We start from the raw sequence: 16,614 nt of genomic DNA, 5'->3' as shown, positions 1-16,614 counted from the left end.
GAGACCTGCAGCTCTCGCCGAAGACGTGAGCCATGGACCATCGGATTCCCCCATCCCCGCAGCGGACGAACACGCAGGACGTAACCCCATGATCGTCCTGGGAAGCATCCGTCACACCCGAAATGCGCCGATTGCGTGGTGCCCGCCACGCGGGACGGCGCATCGCAGCGTCGGTCGGCCCGGCGGCATACGGAATGGCCCGTCAGGGCTCGAGCAGGACCGGACCGGGGCCGCGCTCGGCGAGCACGTCCTGGGGGTTGTTGAGGGCGCACGTCGTCAGGCTGAGGCAGCCGCAGCCAATGCAGGAGTCGAGCTGGTCGCGCAGCCGCTCGATGCGGCGGATCTGCTCGTCGAGCCGGCCGCGCCACGCCTTCGAGAGGCGTGCCCAGTCCCGGGCGGTCGGGGTGCGCCGCTCGGGGAGCGTCGCGAGGGCGCCGGCGATCTCGTCGAGCGTGAGCCCGACGCGTTGGGCCGCCCGGATGAAGGAGACGCGCCGGATCGTCGCGCGCTCGTAACGGCGCTGGTTGCCGACGGTCCGCTCGGAGTGGATGAGCCCGAGGTCCTCCCAGTAGCGCAGCGCCGACGTGGCGGTGCCGGTGCGATGGGCGACGTCTCCGATGGTGAGCGACGCGGTCACGTCAGGCGATCCTCGCCTCGGGCAGCCGCCGGACCAGCTCGTCGACGGTCTCGTCGGGGGTCTGCTTGGAGCTGTCGAGCCAGAGCCCGATGCGCGGCGTCTCGCTCCGGACCTTGTGGTCGAAGTCGCGGATCGACCAGATGTCGCCGTAGCCGACCTTGACCCGCTCGGACTCGCGCTGCATGACGACGGCGACATCCGGCGCGAGCATGATCAGGCTGAGCGGCCGGGCCGTCAGCTGGTCGAGGAAGGGCTGCAGGCTCGTCCCGACGAAGAGGTCCTGCACCACGACGGTGAAGCCGGCGGCGGCGTACAGGTTGGCCGAGTGGGCCGCGATCGTGTGACGCAGCGCGAGCTGCCGCTCGGCCTCAGGGTCACCGTGTGGCGACATGTCCGCACGTCCGCGCACGACGACGCGCCGGAACTCGTCGCCGCGCAGGTGCACGGCCCGCGTGAAACGCTCCGCGAGCAGCTGCGAGACCGTCGACTTCCCGGCCGCCATGACACCGGTCACGACGATGATCTGCGGGATGTCGACGGCCGCGGGGAGGGGCAGCCCTTCGGTCACACGGCCACCTTAGGGGCCGGACGGCCTTCACGGGGAGTGCTGCTGCCCACCTTTCAACTTGAAGTTGCGTTCACCTTTGCCGGCGTATGCCGTTGGGCCGGGAGGGTAGTGACTCGCTCGCCCGGGTGGGGCCGGGACGGCGTGGCCGGAGGTGTCAGGCGTAGGCCTCGACCTCGTCGGTCGTCGCCTTGCGGACGACGATGCGTGTCCACGCCCCGACATAGAGCCGGTCGTCGACCTCGAGCTCGGTCTTGGGGCCGACGACGATCGGCTGAGCCGGCAGGGGGCCGGCGGCGGGGCCGACGAAGGTGCCGTTGGAGCTGCCGAGGTCCTCGACGAACCACCGCGTCCCGTCCGTCGTCAGCTGCGCGTGCCGTCGGCTCACGCCGGGGTCGGACGAGAGGTCGATCTCTGGATGGGTGTTGCGGCTGACCGACACACGCCCGAGGAGGACGGAGGTGTGGCGCAGCGGCACGATGGTCGGCAGGCCGGGCGAGGGACAGGGGTCTTCCGGCTCCTGGGTCTGGTACCAGTCGGGGTCGATCCAGACCTCGGCGAGCCACTCGAAGTCCGTGGCGGCGGGTGGGCCGGCTGGAGCGCCGGATGCGGGGCCCGCCGCAGCGCCGGTTGCGGCACCCGTCGCAGCGCCGGCCCGAGCCCCAGCGGCAGGGGCGTTGGGGTCGCGGGGCATCGCGCCGGTCGTGAAGTCGTAGCCGCAGGCCTCGCAGAACAGGGCGCCCTCGGCGTTTTCGGTGTGGCAGTTGGGGCACTCGAGAACCGCGGGCGCGGCTGCGGCGGCCCCAGGTGCCCCTGCCGATCCGGCGGCCACCGAAGGACCGGCCGGCCCGAGGTCGAGCGACGAGCCGGAGGCGGAGGGCGGGGTCGGCCCAGGCGCAGCAGCAGGTTGCGCCGCAGGTTGGGCAGCAGGTCGGGCCGCAGGTTGGGGGGCAGGTTGGGCGGCGAGGTCGATGGGCGAGCCGCACGTGTCGCAGTAGTCCTCGGCCTCGGACGTGTGGCCGTTGGGGCAGACCGCACTCATCGGCGCACCCGGCTCGTCTTCGTCGAGGCCGTGTCGAGGGACATCTCGTCGATCTTGGAGGCGCCCTTCTTGAGGCGCACCGTCCCCGTGTCGGCATCGTCGATCTCGACGACCTTGCGCAGTCGGGTCGTCATCTCCTCGTTGCCGGTCACGGCTGCGAGGTGGACGGCCCGCCCGAGCTTGGAGGTGGCGACCTCGTCCTGCCCGGCGGCCTTGGCGGCGAGGCCCTCCTGGATGACCTGGGCGAGCTCGGCCTGGCCGGTGTAGGCCGCAACGGCGGGGTCGATGCGCGTCGTCAGGGAGTCGTCGTTGCTCCACTTCGCCTTGACGAGCGCCTGGGCGACCGGGTCGGAACCGAGCGAGATCTGGACGCGGGCGGCGAGCTGCTCCTGCCCGAGGGTGCGGGCCGGAAGGCGGACCGCCACGTGGTAGTCGCGGCTCTCGTCCGACCATGCCCCCGTGGGGTAGGCGCCGGTCAAGGGGTTGACCGGGGTGCGGCGACCCGTCAGGTCCTCGAGGGTGGGGGAGACCTGCTTCACGAAGAGAAGCTCGGCGCCCTGCGGCACCCAGACGCGGAGCTCGACGTTGGCGACGCCGCGCGCCATCGAGGCCCGCATCATCGACTCGAACTCGGCCGCCATCTCCTCGGGTGCCGGGATGAGGTCGACCGTGCCGAGCAGGGCCGAGGCGATCCCGCGGACCTCCTCGACGCGCCACTGGTCGCCGACGCCGCGGCAGTCGCACTGGAAGACGCCGATGCAGCTCTGGACCGCGGCCTGGAGCGACGCCGGGGTCTCACCCTCGTTGACGCCGTCGGTGAGCAGGATCGCGTGCCGCTTCGTCACGTGCGGCACCGTCTCGAAGATCCGCCGGGCGAGCGTCAGCCACGTGCCCATCGCTGTGCCGCCGTTGGCCCGCAGCTGCTCGACCGCCCGGATCGCCTCGCCGCGAGTGTGCGAGGACATCGGCACGAGGGCACCCTGGTGGCTGTACGGGTAGACGATCTGCGCGGTGCCGTTGCCGGCGACGACGGCGAAGAGCGTCCCGTCGACGATCTCGTTGAGAGCGGCCTTGGCGGCGACCCCGGCCGCGGCGACACCTCGGCGTCCCATCGAGCCGGAGGTGTCGATGAGGATGACCTCGGCGGAGGACTCAGGTCCTCCGGCACCGGCCGCGGTCGCGGCCGCGCCTGCCGAAGCACCGGACGAGGTCACCCGGACGATGGCGTGGACATCCGTCCCACCGTCGGGCAGGAACTCGTTCTGGAACACCTCTGCGGTGAAGTCAGCCATGGACCGGATCCCCTTCCTCCGGCCCGGCCGTCGCGGCCGAGCCACTCGTTTCACCCGATGCTCGTGATGCACCTGATGTCTTCGATCCTTGCCCAGCGAGTCGCGCGAGGGCAACCGTGATGTTGTCGCGTCCACCCTGATCGTTCGCGAAGTCGACGAGCGTCTGGGCGAGCGCGACCGGGGAGTCGCCGACCCGCCCGACGGCATCCTGGAGCAGGGTCCGCAGCGCCTCGGCCTCGGAGCAGTAGTTCCACAGGCCGTCGGAGCAGACCATGAGCCAGCCGGGCGTCTCCGGCGTCGTCCGCACCGTCGTCAGGTGCGGCGTGAGGTCGTCGGGAGCGTCCGTGCCGAGCCAGCGGGTGATCGAGTGCGCGAGCTTGCCGTTCTCGGCGTCGACCCGCGACACCCCGGCGCTCATCTGCTCCTGCGCGTACGAGTCGTCCCGGCCGAGCTGCCGCGCCGCGTCGTGGGCGGCGTCGGGCAGCCAGTAGACGCGGCTGTCGCCGACGTTGCCGGCGACGATGACGCCGTCCTCGACGACGGCTGCCGCGAAGGTGCACGAAGGCGGGTTGGGCACGTCGTCGCGGACCGTCGCGGCCACGGCCGCGTTGGCCTCCTTGACCGCCGTCGTGAGCGCGCGACCTGCGCCGGCCGCCCACGCGTCGGGGGTCCCCACCCCCTTGGGGAAGGGCTGGTCGAGGACACCGCGCGCCGCCGTGGCCGCCGCGAGCGAGGCGATGTGCGAGTCGGTCGCCATCGAGACGCCGTCGCAGACGACGAGCACCGCTCGGGAGCCGGGCGCCGCCGTGGCGCTGAGGGCCATGGCGTCCTCGTTGCGCGTATGCCGCTTGCCGATGTCGCAGACGCCGCCCACCCACGCGGCCGGCGCGTCCGAGAAGTGGTTGCGGGGGTCGGGCGGGGGCGTCCCGCAGTGGTCGCAGTAGCCGTCGACGATCCGGCCCTGCCCGCAGGCCGTGCACGTGAGGTCGTCGGGCATCGGCTCGGTTCGCTCGGAGGGCACCGCACCGGTCCAGCCGACGTCGAGGGGGGACTCCTCGCCGACGGGGGCCGTCTGGGGGGTCGCCGGGGAGAGCACCGCGTCATCGGACCCGGCGCCTGCAGCGGGAGGCGTGTCCGCCTCCACGTCGGCGGGTGACGCCCACGCGGACGGCGGCAGCCCCCCGGTGCGGGGGTGCGGGCCGCCGAGGTCCGCCCCGCAGGCCTCGCAGAAGCTCGACCCGGGAACGCTCGCAGTCCCGCACACCGGGCAGTCGCGCCCGGCGGCGGGGTCCGCCGCCGGGCCCCCAGCTGGGTCCGCCGGGTCCACAGTCGGATCCGCGGGGTCGCTGTCGCCGGTTGTGCCGACGGGCACGGTCCCTGACGGGATCGGGGGCAGGTCGGTCACCACAGGCTCCAGGGTCGGATCGTGTTCGCCTCGTCGACGAGTGCCACGCGGGCGTCGAGGTCGGGGGTCCATCTGGCCAGCTCGCGCAGCGACGACTCGAGACCGACGCGCAGGCCGGTCGTCGTGGCGCCGTGCTCGCCGAGGCGAAGGTCGGGCTTGGCCCCGGACTTCTCGACGGTCGCGAGCGCCTCACGGTAGATGTCGGTCGTGACCTCGGCACGGCGACGCGCCGACAGGGACGTGTCGTCGAGGGTCCGCAGCGCCTCGGCGAGGTCGGGAAGGCCCCGGTTGGCCCGCGTGAGCAGCTCGGCGAGCCCGGCCCGCGCGGTGCGGTAGGCACTCGACGACGGGGGGACGAGCCGGTATGCCGCGACCGCCCCGTCGATGTCCTTGCGCGCGGCCCGGATCCGCGCCAGCCCGAAGGAGGCCATGGGCACGTAGGTCGCATCGGTCCGGGCGCACGCGACGTAGAGGTTCTCGGCGACGGCGTCGTCACCGGCCTTCTCGCAGGCGTGGGCGAGGGCGAGCTTGGGGGCGAGCTCGCCCGGTACCTGCCCGTACACGGCGTTGAAGAACGCCTGGGCCGCGCGGGCGTCCCCGCGTTCGAGGGCGGCGAGGCCCTGGATCCAGACGGCCCGCCACTCCCACGGGTCGGCGGCGAGCAGCTTGGCCGCCGCCGACTCGGCGAGATCGCGCTTCCCCGCGTCGAGGGAGGTCCGGGCGATGTCGAGCAGGACCTCGGCAGAGCTCGCCGGGGCCTTCTGGAGGATCGCGAGCCGTTCGGACGGCGTCCCGGTCACGGTGTGGAGCCAGCCGGTCTGCGGGTCGTGCGGGTCCCGACGCAGGGCAGGGAGGTTGTGCCAGTCGTCGTCGTCGATGCCCGGGGTGGGCACGTCGAAGAGGAGCGAGCTGACGGTCGTCGTCGCCGCACCGGAACCACGGTCGATCGCGACGACCTCGCGGAGGACGCCGACCATCTGGGAGCGCATCTCGTCGGCGGACACGAAGCGGTCGTCGCGGTTGGGTGCGCACGCCTTGGCGACGAGCCGGTAGAACGAGTCGTACCGTTCGAACACGGGGCTCGACCCCTGGGCGGGCAGGGTGTTGAGGTAGGTGGACTGGTAGCCGCGGAACTCCATCGTGAGCACGACGAGGGTGCGACCGATCGTGTAGATGTCGGAGGCGATCGACGTGCCGAGGTCGGCCACCTCGGGTGCCTGGTAGCCGACCGTCCCGAAGATCGCGGAGTCCTCGTCGTCGGCGCGGCGCACGCCGCCGAGGTCGATCAGCTTGACCTCGTCGCCGACCTGGATGATGTTGTCGGGCTTGAAGTCGCAGTAGACGAGGCCAAGGTCGTGGAGGTACTGGAACGCCGGGAGGATCTCGAGGATGTAGGCGAGCGCCTGGTCGACGGGCAGGGGGTCGTACTTCCCCGCGTGCTGCATGCGCTGCTTGAGGATCGACTTGAGCGAGGTCCCGCCGACGTACTCCATGACGATGTAGCCGGCGTCGTCGTGGGTGACGAAGTTGTAGATCTCGACGATGCTCGGGTGCGAGACCTGGGCGAGGAAGCGCTGCTCGGCGATGGCCGCGGCGAGGGCGTCGGGGTCGGCCGAGTTGAGCAGGCCCTTCAGCACGACCCATCGGTCGGAGACGTTCTTGTCCCGGGCGAGGTAGACCCAGCCGAGGCCGCCGTGCGCAAGGCACCCGGCCACCTCGTACTGGCCGGCGACGAGATCGCCCGCCTTGAGCTTGGGGTCGAACGAGAACGGGTGGCGGCACTTCGCGCAGAACCCGGTCGTCCGTCCCGGCTTGCCGTCGCGCCCCCGCCCGACGGGCTCGCCGCACTTGGGGCAGAAGCGCTTGTTCTCGGGGACGCTCGGGCTCGCGAGGAGGGCCTTCGAGGCGTCGATCTCGGGGGCCGGCTTGACCGTCGTGATGCCGCCGCCGAGCCGGGCGGCCCGTAGCCGCTGGGAGCCGCCGAGCCGACGGGTCGCGACCGACCCGGTCTCGCGGGCACGCCTGGAGCCGAGGGCTGCCGACGCGATCGAGCTCGAGGCGGCCGAGCGGGTGGAGAGCTCGGGACCGATCCCGGCGACGGGGGAGGACCCGTCGGGACCCGCGGTGCTCGTCGGACGGGGTGCGCCCGAGACGACGACGGGGGCGCTGCCCTGGCTCGCCGGCGTCCCGCACACGTCGCAGTAGCCGGCGTCGATCCTCCCCGAGCAGCCGGGCTGCCCGCAGGGGCCGCCCTCGGGGATGACGGCCCCGCCGGCCGTCGCGGCCCGGGGAAGGGCCGTCGGAGAGGAGGCGGGGGACGACGCATGGGTCGCCGCGGAGGCAGGCGAGGAGGCCCCCGCGCCGCCTCCGGCCACACCCACGGCGCCGACCGCGGCGACGGGCGCCGGGGTCGAGGTCGCGGCCATGCCGCAGACGTCGCAGTAGCCGTCGACGATCGTGCCGCTGCAGCCGGGTTGGGTGCACCTGGTCATGGACGGGCCCTTCCTGCTCGGGTCGAGGTGGTGCTGGACGGCCCGCGCGTCGCCGCGTCGACGTAGGCCTGGTAGGCGGCCGCGAGCGCCCGGGCCCGGGCGAGCGGCATCGGGGTCGCCGTGAGGGCCTCGTCGAGCCGCGTGCGCAGCGCGCCGAGGTCGTCGCTCGCCTCGGGGCTCAGCGTGCGGCTCGCGGCCATGGCGGCGACGGCCCCCACGAGCCCGACGATCTCGTCGCGCTCGGCGAGCCCGGCGGCATACGTCTCGTGGGCGAGGTCGAGGGCCCGGGAGACGCGCTCGAGGCGCTGACGGTATGCCGTGAGCTCGGCCGGCGTCTGGGGGACCGGTCCCAGCGCGCGGACGTTGGGGATGGCGAGGTGCGGGGCGGGCGTGACCGCGGCGAGGCAGGCCTTCTCGAGGGCGCGGATCGCCGCGGCGCGAGCGGCGAGCTCCTCGACCTGCTGCTCGGTCCGGACGCGGTCCTTGGCGGCCGAGGCCCGTTCGGCCGCGGCGACGATGAGGTCGCGTTCGAGGACCGAGACGTCGATCTCGACCGGGCCGATGATGCCGCCGACGTCGGCGCCGCGACGGGCGCGGTCGACGAGGTCGGCGAGGCGCCGGTCGAGCCGGGCGAGCTTGTCGCTCGCGGCGTCGCGCTCGGGCCCGGCCGGCACGAGGGGTATCTGGTCGCGGATGCGTTCGAGCCCAGCCCGGGCGACGGTGATCCGCTGGGACGCCTCGGCGGCTCCCGGGGCCAAGGATGCACGGGCCTGGAGAGTCCGCGTCAGCGAGTCGAGCAGTCGGCACGCCTCGGGGAGGCTCACCGCCAGGGAGCCGCTCGAGGGCAGGGACAGCTCCTCCGACGTCGTCGAGTCGAGACGGCCGTGGATGAGCATCGAGAGGCGCTCGGCCTCCTTCGGCCCCACGCGCCCGCCGTCGAAGGTCGTCTGGAGGAGCATGAGCCGGTCGCTCACAGCCTTCCAGAAGGTCAGGGCGACGGTGAGGTCGGTCGTGATCGCGCCCTGCTCGGAGTCGGGCAGCCGGAGCACGGCCGCGTCGACCTCGTCGAGGTCGGCGCGACGCTGGGCCACCCAGATCCGCAGGGCGTCGAGGTAGGTCTGCGCCTCACCGGCCTGGACGGGCACCCCGAGGCCCCCGGGCGGGGTCGGGGCGACCAGCCCGGTGTCGTCGGAGGGAGCCTTCATCGGCGTGACCATCACCGCCCGTAGACGGGCGTGGGCGGGGCGGGGGCGGGACCCAGCGGCCCGGCGAGCCACCGGTTGTAGATCTGCTTCCACCGGCCGTCGGCCTTCATCTCGGCGAGGAGCGTGTTGATGTAGCGGGCGAGGTAGACGTCGTCCTTGTTGAGGCCGACGCCGTAGGGCTCGACGGTGATCGCCGGGGCCTTGCTGACCACGGTGTAGGGATCCTGGGCGGCGAGGCCCGCGAGGACCGTGTCGTCGCCGGTGATCGCGTCGGCCTTGCCCTGCTGGAAGAGGACGAGGCAGCCGGTGTGGTTGGCGGCCGTGACGGGGATCGGGCCCTGCACCGTGCGCAGCTTGTCGAGGGAGGACGTCCCCGTCGGCGCGCAGACGCGCTTGCCCTTGAGGTCGGAGAGCGTCACCGAGGCAGCGTTGGGAGTGCCCTTGGCGACGAGGACCTTCTGGCCCGACCGGTAGTACTCGGCGGAGAAGGCGATCTGCTTCCAGCGGTCGCAGGTCATCGACATGTTGCGCACGACCATGTCGACCCGCGGCACCTCCTTGCCCGTCGCGTCCTTCCCCGTGAGCACGGGGATGCGGTCGGCCGCCGTGATGACCCGCAGCTGGATCTTGTTCTCGTCGCCGAAGAGGCTCTTGGCGACGGCCTTGGCGATGTCGATGTCGAAGCCGCTGATCTGCCCCGTGAACGGGTCACGCGCCCCGAAGAGGTAGGTGTCGGCCGAGGCCCCGACGACGAGGTAGCCCCGGCGCAGGATCGCGCGGACCGAGGGGTCGGTGATCGAGCCGGAGGAGGGGATGCTTGCCAGCGGGGAGTAGGACTGCGTCGCGTTGGAGCACACGACCGGCGTCGCGGCCGGCGCGCTCGGCGTCGGTGTGGGAGCCGGCGTGGCGGGGAGGGGAGTGTCGGCGTACGTCACCCCGGTGCACGCCGCGAGGGTGGCGACGGCGGTGCCGGCGAGGAGGGCGACGATGCGGCCCCGGGGCGTCCGACGCTGGGTGGTCACTTGTACTCCTCGATCCGCTGGCCCATGCCTCGGACGATGAGCCACGATGCGGCGAGCGAGGCGAGCCCGATCGCGATGGCGAGGAGCAGGGCCGGACCGCCGAGTCCCTGGAGCTCGGAGACGGCGTCGCGGCTCGCGACGTCGCGCTCCTGGGTGACGGTCTTGTCGAACGACTCGAACGCCCCACCGGCGCCGTTCGTGCTCGAGTCCGTCGAGAGCGCCACGGCGTCGTCCCACTTCCCCGAGTCGTCGAGCTGGCGGATCCTCTGGTGGATCGAGCCGTATGCCGTCCACGCCGTCGTGAGCGCGTCGTCGCCGAGTGCTCGGACCTTGTCGGTCACCGTCGTGTCGTTGGCCTTCCACGCCTTCTCGAAGGCGGTGCCCGAGCCCCGGGCGATGAGCGTCAGGCTCTCGTTGGAGCGGGCGTCGTTCGCGGCGGTGCGGACCGTCGCGAGCTGGACGGCCCGGTCGTAGTTCCCGGACTGGACCTGCGCGGTCGAGGCGCCGACGCCGCTGATTGTCGACCACGCGACGAAGAACGCGACGACGAGCAGCACGATGGCTCCCGTCAGCGACACGTTGAGGTAGCGGTGGGTCCGGCGTGCGAGCCACACGGCGACCCCGGCGAGGACGAGGAGCGACACGAGCCCCACGAGGAGCAGGGTCGTCGAGCCGGCGCGGGCGAACTCGTCCTTGGCTCGCTGCTCGTTGCTCGCGACGATCTGGGTCACGATCGGGATGGCGTCCGACCGCAGGCCGGCGCTCGCCTGCTTGAGGTACTGCGCCCCGACGGGCAGCCCCTGGCGGTTGTTGGAGCGGGCCTGCTCGACGAGGGCGGCATACGTCTGGACGTCGGCGGACAGGGCGCCGAGGGCGGTGCCGTCGGCGGGCTGGGCTGCCGCGGCCTCGGCGATCGTCGTCGCGACGCTCGCCATCGAGGCGTCGTACTTGGCGCGGTTCTCGGGGGACTCGAGGCCGCCGACGAGGAAGGCGTTGGTGGCGAGGGCGTCGGCGCGAAGGAGCTCGACGTGGATCGACTGGGCCCGCACCACCTGGGCCGTGTTGTTGGCGGCGCGCTCGACGGCGGCGCGCGAGCCGACAAGGGCGTTGGCGCACACGCCACCGAGGGCGAGGGCGGCGATGACGGCGACGAGGGCGAGGAGGCGCATCCGGCCCGGTGTCCCGTGCAGGAGACGGTTGGCGATGGAGCGCGCTCCGGGGACGCTGCCGCTGATCGTGCGCGGCGTCGAGGGCGTGGGCGGCGTCGGGCGCCCGGCCGGGATCGAGACGGGGATGTTCGTCGTCGGTGCGCTCGTCATGCGGGGTCCTCGCTGGTCTCGCTCGTCTCGTCCGCCTCGGTGTCGCCGGCCCGGTGGTCCTGATCGGTCGTGTCGGTGGTGTCGGTGGTGTTGTCGTCAACCGACCGGGTGGTGCCGTTGTCGGTGCCAACCGTCCCGGTGCTGCCGTTGTCGTCGGTCGTGTCGGTGTCGTCGTCCGGGTGCTCGACCATGTCGTCGGCAGTGAGAAGACGTAGCTCGTCGCGCGTTGGTTCCTTGGCATCGCGCAGCCGCCACGCGTGCCGGCCGACCGCGTGCTCGAAGAGGTTGCGGGCGAACCGGCCGTTGCCGAAGGCGGGAGTGCGCGGGGTGGCCTCGAGGATCATCCGGACCCGGCGCTGCGCCTCGTCGGTCAGCTCGTAGTCGGAGCCCGAGGCGATGGAGTCGAGGATGGCGAGGAGCTCGTCGTCGGTGTAGTCGTCGAACTCGATCGTCGTGGTGAACCGGCTCGCGAGCCCGGGGTTCTGGGTGATGAACGTGACCATCGGCTCGGGGTAGCCGGCGACGATGACGACGAGGTCCTGACGGTGGTCCTCCATCTCCTTGACGAGGGTGTTGACCGCTTCGTGGGCGTACTGGTCGCCCGTGAGCGCGTAGGCCTCGTCGATGAAGAGGACGCCCCCGACGGCCTTCGCGCACACCTCGGCCGTCTTCATCGCCGTCTGGCCGACGTACCCGGCGACGAGCTCGCTCCGGTCGACCTCGACGAGCTGGCCCTTCGGCAGCAGCCCGAGCGCCCGGTAGATCGAGCCGACGAGCCGCGCGACGGTCGTCTTGCCCGTGCCGGGGTTGCCGACGAAGACGAGGTGGCGGCTCATCTTGGGCGCCTTGAGCCCGGCTTCGGTGCGGAGCTTCTCGACGCTGAGCAGCGCCACCTGGCGGTGGATCTCGCGCTTGACGCGGTCGAGACCGATCATGTCGTCGAGCTCGGCGAGCAGCTCCTCGACCGTCTTCTCCGGCTCGGTCGCGACCTCGGTCGCGATGCTCGGGGGAGCTTGGGCCGTGTCGGTCGCGACACCTCCCGACGTCGGGGCGCCTTGCGCTGGAGGGGGGTTCACGCCGAGGGGTATGCCGCTGGGCTGGCTCCCGAAGAAGTCCTGGCTCCCCGGGAGGGTCGGCACGGCCCCGAACGGGGGAGCGGGGACCGCCCCGGCGCGGGCGGCGCCGAGGTAGGTGGCGCTCGCGGCCGTCGCGTTGGCGATGACCCAGATCGGCGCCGTGCCGAGCATGACGGCGGCGGAGGCGACCTCGGTGAGGGCGCGTGCGTACTCGTCGGCGAGGGAGCTGCGCGAGGCGACGAGGCTCTCGAGCAGGTCCGTCGGGCTGGCCCGCCAGCGCCGGCCGCGTGAGGCGGCGTCGAAGAAGGCGGCGTTGATCGCGGCGAGGTCGCGCAGGCCCGGGTGTGCGACCTCGGCCCACCCCTCGGGTGCGCCCGGGACGGCCTCGGCGAGCGCGGCGGCGACCCGCAGTCCCTCGTCGCGGGCGGTGGCCGGGTCGAGTCCGGCCTCGGCGGCGAGCTCGGCGAGCTCGGTGATGCTCTCGCCGAGGCGGGACGACGGGGTGGCAGGCGGGGTCATGGTCACTCCGGCGGGGCGAGCGGGCCCGGCTCTGCGGGCGTGGCGAGGGAGCGCGGATGGGTGGCGCCGGTGCTTCCTCCGTGCGGCACGGGCGCGACCCCGGGCACCTCGCCCGACCCGAGGTCAGGCGGGCCCTCGACGGAGGAGGAGAGGGGGGAGGAGAGGGCGGAGGGTGAGGTGTCGGAAGGGGCGGTCGGCGGCACGGTGGGCGGCACGGTGGGCGGCACGGTGGGCGGCACGGTGGGCGGCACGGCCGGCGTCGGGCTCGGGGTGGGAACCGGCAGCGGGTCGGGGTTGGGGCCCGGCATCCCGCGCGGTGTCGGGTCGGGGCCCTCGAGGCCGAGGGAGCCGCCGGAGGACGCGTGGCCGAACTTCTGCTCGAGGAACGCGCCGTGGACGACGATCGCCTCCGCGTCGGCCCGGCATACAGCGTCGTAGACCTTGTCCATCACCCCGCCGAGGAGGTCGAGCTGGTCGACGAGGAGCATGACCGAGCTCTTGCCGTCGGCGATCGGCCGGCTGTCGGCCCAGTCGCGGGGGAGGCGCAGGTAGTTGCCGATGGCGACGGGGAGGTAGTCGGTCGCCGTCGCCATGACGCTGTAGCCCTGCTCGCTCCCGAGCCCGAGGGTCGCGAGCCGGGGGACGGTCTCGCGGACGATACGGGTCACCCGGAGCAGGCGCGACAGCACGACCCCGGGCACCTTCCCGTCACGGGCCTGCCGCTCGACGGCGTCGAGCGCGCCGAGCAGCTCCTCGGTCGTCGGCGGTCCGGGGCGCACCGGCTCGGGCGCCTCGGGCTTGTCCAGCCCGAACCACGACCTGATCCCCACGTCCCTCTTCTCCTTGCCTGGTGCAGCCGGCCGACCCCCGATGAGACTCTCGGTCAGCGTGGCCCCTGGCCGAGGTCGAGAGCGCCGGGTGCGGAGGCCTGCCGGGCATCGTGTGCCTGGACCCGGTCGAGGTAGCTCCGGGACTTGGCGACCTCGGTCTCGAGGGTGCCGATCGTCGCGGCCATGTTGTCGAGGGCCTTGACCTTGAAGGTGTCGATCGCGTCCATCGTGGCGTAGATGTTCGCGAAGGCCTTCTGCAGCGAGGCCATGCTCAGCGTCGAGGCGGCGGACTGCTCCTGGATCCGGGCCGAGTTGGTCTTGAGCAGCTCGGACGTGCGCTCGATCAGCCCGGACGTCGTCGTGTTGAGGGCGCTGATCTGGTCGAGGACGAGCTGCTGGTTGTTGAGCGCCTGGGCCACGATGACCGCGGTGCGCAGCGCCGACACGGTCGTCGTCGTGGCCCGGTCGACGCCCTTGACGAGCTCGATGTTGTTCTTGATGACGATGTCGATGGCGAGGTAGTTCTGGATCGACACGGCGAGCTGCGTGAGCAGGTCCTGGTGCTTCTGGCGGACGTAGAAGAGGACGTCCTCGCGCAGCGACTTGGCCTTCTCGGGGTCGGTCGCCTCGACGGTCGCGATCTGGGCGGCGAGCCGGGCGTCGAGGCGCTCGGCGACGTATACGTACTGGTTGAGTCGGCCCATCGACTCCCACAGCGCCTTCTTCTCGAGGTTGAGGGCGACGTTGTCCTTCTGGAGCTCGTCCTGTCCGGACCGGAGTGCGTGGAGGATCGCGTTGAGGTGCGACTGCGACGACTGGTACTTCTGGAAGTAGTCGGTGACCCGGTCGCCGAACGGGATCATCCCGAGGAACTTCTTCGGGCCGGTCGCCTGCGCCGGGTCGAGCTCCTCCACGGTGCGCCGAAGGTCGATGAGGGTCTGGCCGACCTTGGAGCCCTGCGACAGCGAACCCTCGTTGAGGGCCTTGACCGGCATCTGGAGCATCCGGTTGGAGCTCTCGGCGGCGAAGCGGATCTCGTCGTTGCCCATGGTCCGCACATCGGCGGCCCTGGTCTCCCACTCGGGGGAGCGCGGCTCGACCGTGAGGAGCGAGGTCAGGTAGGTGTCGACCTTGGCGTCGAGCCCCGGGAGCGCCCCCTGTGGGACGGCCGGTGCCATCTTCGGTGCTGCCGTCTCGGCGACGGGGGCGGGCGGGGCAGCAGCGGTGAGGATGAACGCGTCGCCGGGCGGCGGCTCGAGCGGGCTCACCTGTGCGGCCGCGGCGCCAGCAGTGGCCGCGGCGCCGGGAGTGATGGCGGGCTGGTCAGTCATCGTCGAACGGGTCCTTCCCCTACGTGCCCGGCCACGTCGGGGACGCGGCCGAAGTCCCGAAGCCAGGTGGGCGGCATACCGCTCGCCGGGCGTACGGCCACTCTACGTGCCGTGTCCGTCCGACGGCTCGGGCTTTCGAAGGGTTCCCGCAGACGGGGACAAGGCGGGCGTGCTCAGCCGAACTGCCAGCTGCGCTTGGACAGCCCGAACCAGAAGCCCTCGATGACCGAACGGTTGTCGAGGCCGCCGGACTCGTAGGCCGCGCCGAGGGTGACGAACAGCGGCGCGAAGTGCTCGGTCCGCGGGTGCGCGACCCGGGCGGCCGGCGCCTTGTCGAGGAAGTCGAGCAGGCTGTCGACGTCCTGGGCCTTCATCGCCTCCTGCGCCCAGTGGTCGAACTCAGCGCTCGCCTGGGGCGGGACGCCGTCGGGCCCGGCTGCCGGGTTGAACCAGCGCAGGTTGTGGGTCGTGAAGCCCGAGCCGACGATCATCGTGCCCTGGTCGCGGAGCGGGGCGAGCCGGCGGCCGATCTCGAAGAGGCCGCGCGGGTCGAGCGTCGGCATGGACATCTGGAGGACCGGGACGTCCGCGTCAGGGAACATCTCCTTGAGCGGGACGTAGGCACCGTGGTCGAGCCCGCGCGACTCGTCGCGGTGGACTGGGGTCGACGAGGTCTGGCCGGCTGCCGTGAGCAGCTTGGTCACGTCGTCGGCCAGGGTGGGCGCGTTGGGGGCGTCGTAGGTCACCTCGTAGTACCGCTGGGGGAACCCCCAGAAGTCGTAGACGAGGGGGGCCCCGGTCGTCGTGCCGAGCGTCGTCGGCGCGTCCTCCCAGTGCGCCGAGACGATGAGGACGTCCTTGGGCTTGGCGATGCCGGCCGACCAGTCGGCGAGCTCGGCGGTCCAGCGCTCGTCGTCGGCGAGCGGCGGTGCGCCGTGGCTGAGGTAGATCACGGGCGTCGACATCGGCAGGATCCTCCAATTTGTTGAACTCTAAACTATCAGGTCCAACGTCGCGTTCACCAGCCCCATTCCCGCACTCCCCGCCCGTGTCCCGGCGCCGAGCCGCATTCGAGCCCGTATGCCGGGCCGCGAACGCGGATCAACGCTCGCGGCGAGAGCGTCGGCGGCCGTATGCCGTGCCCGCGCGGTCCGCGGGAACGGTGCCGCCGCCGATGCCGCTCCCGCCGTCCCCCGCCCGCGGCTGCTGGCCGCGCGCCCTCCCGCTCCGCGCGGCTTCCGGGTCCTTCGGCCCTGCCCCGATGTGACTGCTGCGTGTGAGCGTGACGGCATGACCGACATCCAGATCATCGATGCGAAGCTCCAGCACACCGCCGTCGTGCGCGAGCGGGTGCCCATGGACGAGCTCAAGGACTTCTTCGCGCGCGCCTACGGCATGACGATGGGCGTGATGCGCGCCCAGCGGGTGGCCCCGGTCGGGCCGCCCTTCGGCCTGTACCACGGCATGCCCGGCGAGACCGTCGACGTCGAGGCCGGCTTCCCGGTCTCGTCCCCGATCACCGACGCTGAGGGTGTCACCGCCGGCACACTGCCCGGAGGCACGGTGGTCGAGGCCGTCCATATCGGGCCGTACGAGAAGCTGGCCGACACCTATGCCGAGGTCGAGCAGTGGATGGTCGAGCACGAGCTGACCCCGGGTGACGAGATGTGGGAGTGCTACCTCAGCGACCCGCAGCGCGAGCCCGACCCGGCGACGTGGCGCACCCTGGTCATGGTCCCGACCGCCTGACCCCGCGCGACACCACCCACACCTCGACGGGCCACGAACCACAACAAGTCCGCCGGGGCGAAGGTCCTGTGGCCAATCCGGCCCGGGAACCACAACAAGTCCGCCGGGGCGGAGGTCCTGCGGCAAATCC

14 protein-coding genes are annotated in these 16,614 nt (G+C 72.4%); 1 reads left to right on the top strand and 13 read right to left on the bottom strand.

Annotated elements, in window-relative coordinates; translation table 11 throughout:
• Positions 1–202: 202 nt before the first annotated feature.
• The 13 genes from soxR to N865_RS00620 form a co-directional block, all read right to left on the bottom strand.
• The gene (gene soxR, locus N865_RS00680) at positions 203–637 is read right to left on the bottom strand and encodes a redox-sensitive transcriptional activator SoxR (protein ID WP_034800394.1); all 435 of its coding nucleotides are present in this window, start codon (positions 635–637) and stop codon (positions 203–205) included.
• 1 nt (position 638) lies between these two features.
• A complete protein-coding gene (locus tag N865_RS00675; RefSeq protein WP_084327815.1) occupies positions 639–1,205 on the bottom strand; it encodes an AAA family ATPase in 567 nt (188 codons plus the stop codon).
• 154 nt (positions 1,206–1,359) lie between these two features.
• Positions 1,360–2,244 carry an FHA domain-containing protein gene (locus tag N865_RS00670; protein WP_034800392.1) on the bottom strand — a complete coding sequence of 295 codons (885 nt, stop codon included), beginning with the start codon at positions 2,242–2,244 and terminating at the stop codon, positions 1,360–1,362.
• Positions 2,241–3,536 (bottom strand): VWA domain-containing protein, encoded by a 1,296-nt coding sequence (locus N865_RS00665; protein WP_034800389.1) that lies wholly within the window; start codon positions 3,534–3,536, stop codon positions 2,241–2,243. The genes N865_RS00670 and N865_RS00665 overlap by 4 nt, the downstream gene beginning before the upstream one ends.
• Entirely contained in the window at positions 3,529–4,632 is a 1,104-nt protein-coding gene (locus N865_RS00660) for a PP2C family protein-serine/threonine phosphatase (RefSeq protein WP_245603615.1), read from the bottom strand. Before N865_RS00660 ends, N865_RS00665 begins: the two co-directional genes overlap by 8 nt.
• Positions 4,633–4,937: 305 nt before the next feature.
• Positions 4,938–7,433 (bottom strand): serine/threonine-protein kinase, encoded by a 2,496-nt coding sequence (locus N865_RS00655; RefSeq protein ID WP_034800388.1) that lies wholly within the window; start codon positions 7,431–7,433, stop codon positions 4,938–4,940.
• The gene (locus tag N865_RS00650) at positions 7,430–8,638 is read right to left on the bottom strand and encodes a hypothetical protein (protein ID WP_034800504.1); all 1,209 of its coding nucleotides are present in this window, start codon (positions 8,636–8,638) and stop codon (positions 7,430–7,432) included. Before N865_RS00650 ends, N865_RS00655 begins: the two co-directional genes overlap by 4 nt.
• 11 nt (positions 8,639–8,649) lie before the next feature.
• Positions 8,650–9,660, bottom strand: coding sequence for a glutamate ABC transporter substrate-binding protein (locus N865_RS00645; protein ID WP_034800387.1), 1,011 nt, complete (start codon positions 9,658–9,660; stop codon positions 8,650–8,652).
• Positions 9,657–10,979 (bottom strand): MCP four helix bundle domain-containing protein, encoded by a 1,323-nt coding sequence (locus tag N865_RS00640; protein ID WP_034800386.1) that lies wholly within the window; start codon positions 10,977–10,979, stop codon positions 9,657–9,659. The genes N865_RS00645 and N865_RS00640 overlap by 4 nt, the downstream gene beginning before the upstream one ends.
• Complete coding sequence (locus N865_RS00635; protein ID WP_084327813.1) at positions 10,976–12,574, bottom strand: AAA family ATPase; 1,599 nt, start codon at positions 12,572–12,574, stop codon at positions 10,976–10,978. Before N865_RS00635 ends, N865_RS00640 begins: the two co-directional genes overlap by 4 nt.
• Before the next feature lie 2 nt (positions 12,575–12,576).
• The gene (locus tag N865_RS23385) at positions 12,577–13,404 is read right to left on the bottom strand and encodes a hypothetical protein (RefSeq protein ID WP_245603614.1); all 828 of its coding nucleotides are present in this window, start codon (positions 13,402–13,404) and stop codon (positions 12,577–12,579) included.
• 53 nt (positions 13,405–13,457) lie between these two features.
• Positions 13,458–14,735 carry a toxic anion resistance protein gene (locus N865_RS00625; protein WP_084327812.1) on the bottom strand — a complete coding sequence of 426 codons (1,278 nt, stop codon included), beginning with the start codon at positions 14,733–14,735 and terminating at the stop codon, positions 13,458–13,460.
• 173 nt (positions 14,736–14,908) lie between these two features.
• Positions 14,909–15,700: a dioxygenase family protein gene (locus tag N865_RS00620; protein WP_034800384.1), complete on the bottom strand. Its 792-nt coding sequence runs from the start codon at positions 15,698–15,700 to the stop codon at positions 14,909–14,911.
• A 325-nt stretch (positions 15,701–16,025) separates the two neighbouring features.
• Here N865_RS00620 and N865_RS00615 point away from each other — a divergent pair, with 325 nt between their 5' ends.
• Positions 16,026–16,484: a GyrI-like domain-containing protein gene (locus N865_RS00615; RefSeq protein ID WP_034800383.1), complete on the top strand. Its 459-nt coding sequence runs from the start codon at positions 16,026–16,028 to the stop codon at positions 16,482–16,484.
• Positions 16,485–16,614: the final 130 nt, after the last annotated feature.

Origin of the sequence: Intrasporangium oryzae NRRL B-24470, assembly GCF_000576595.1 — a bacterium.
Classification (GTDB): domain Bacteria; phylum Actinomycetota; class Actinomycetes; order Actinomycetales; family Dermatophilaceae; genus Intrasporangium_C; species Intrasporangium_C oryzae.
The sequence above is the reverse complement of the archived record's forward strand: the minus strand, read 5'-3'. Positions and strand labels throughout refer to the sequence as shown.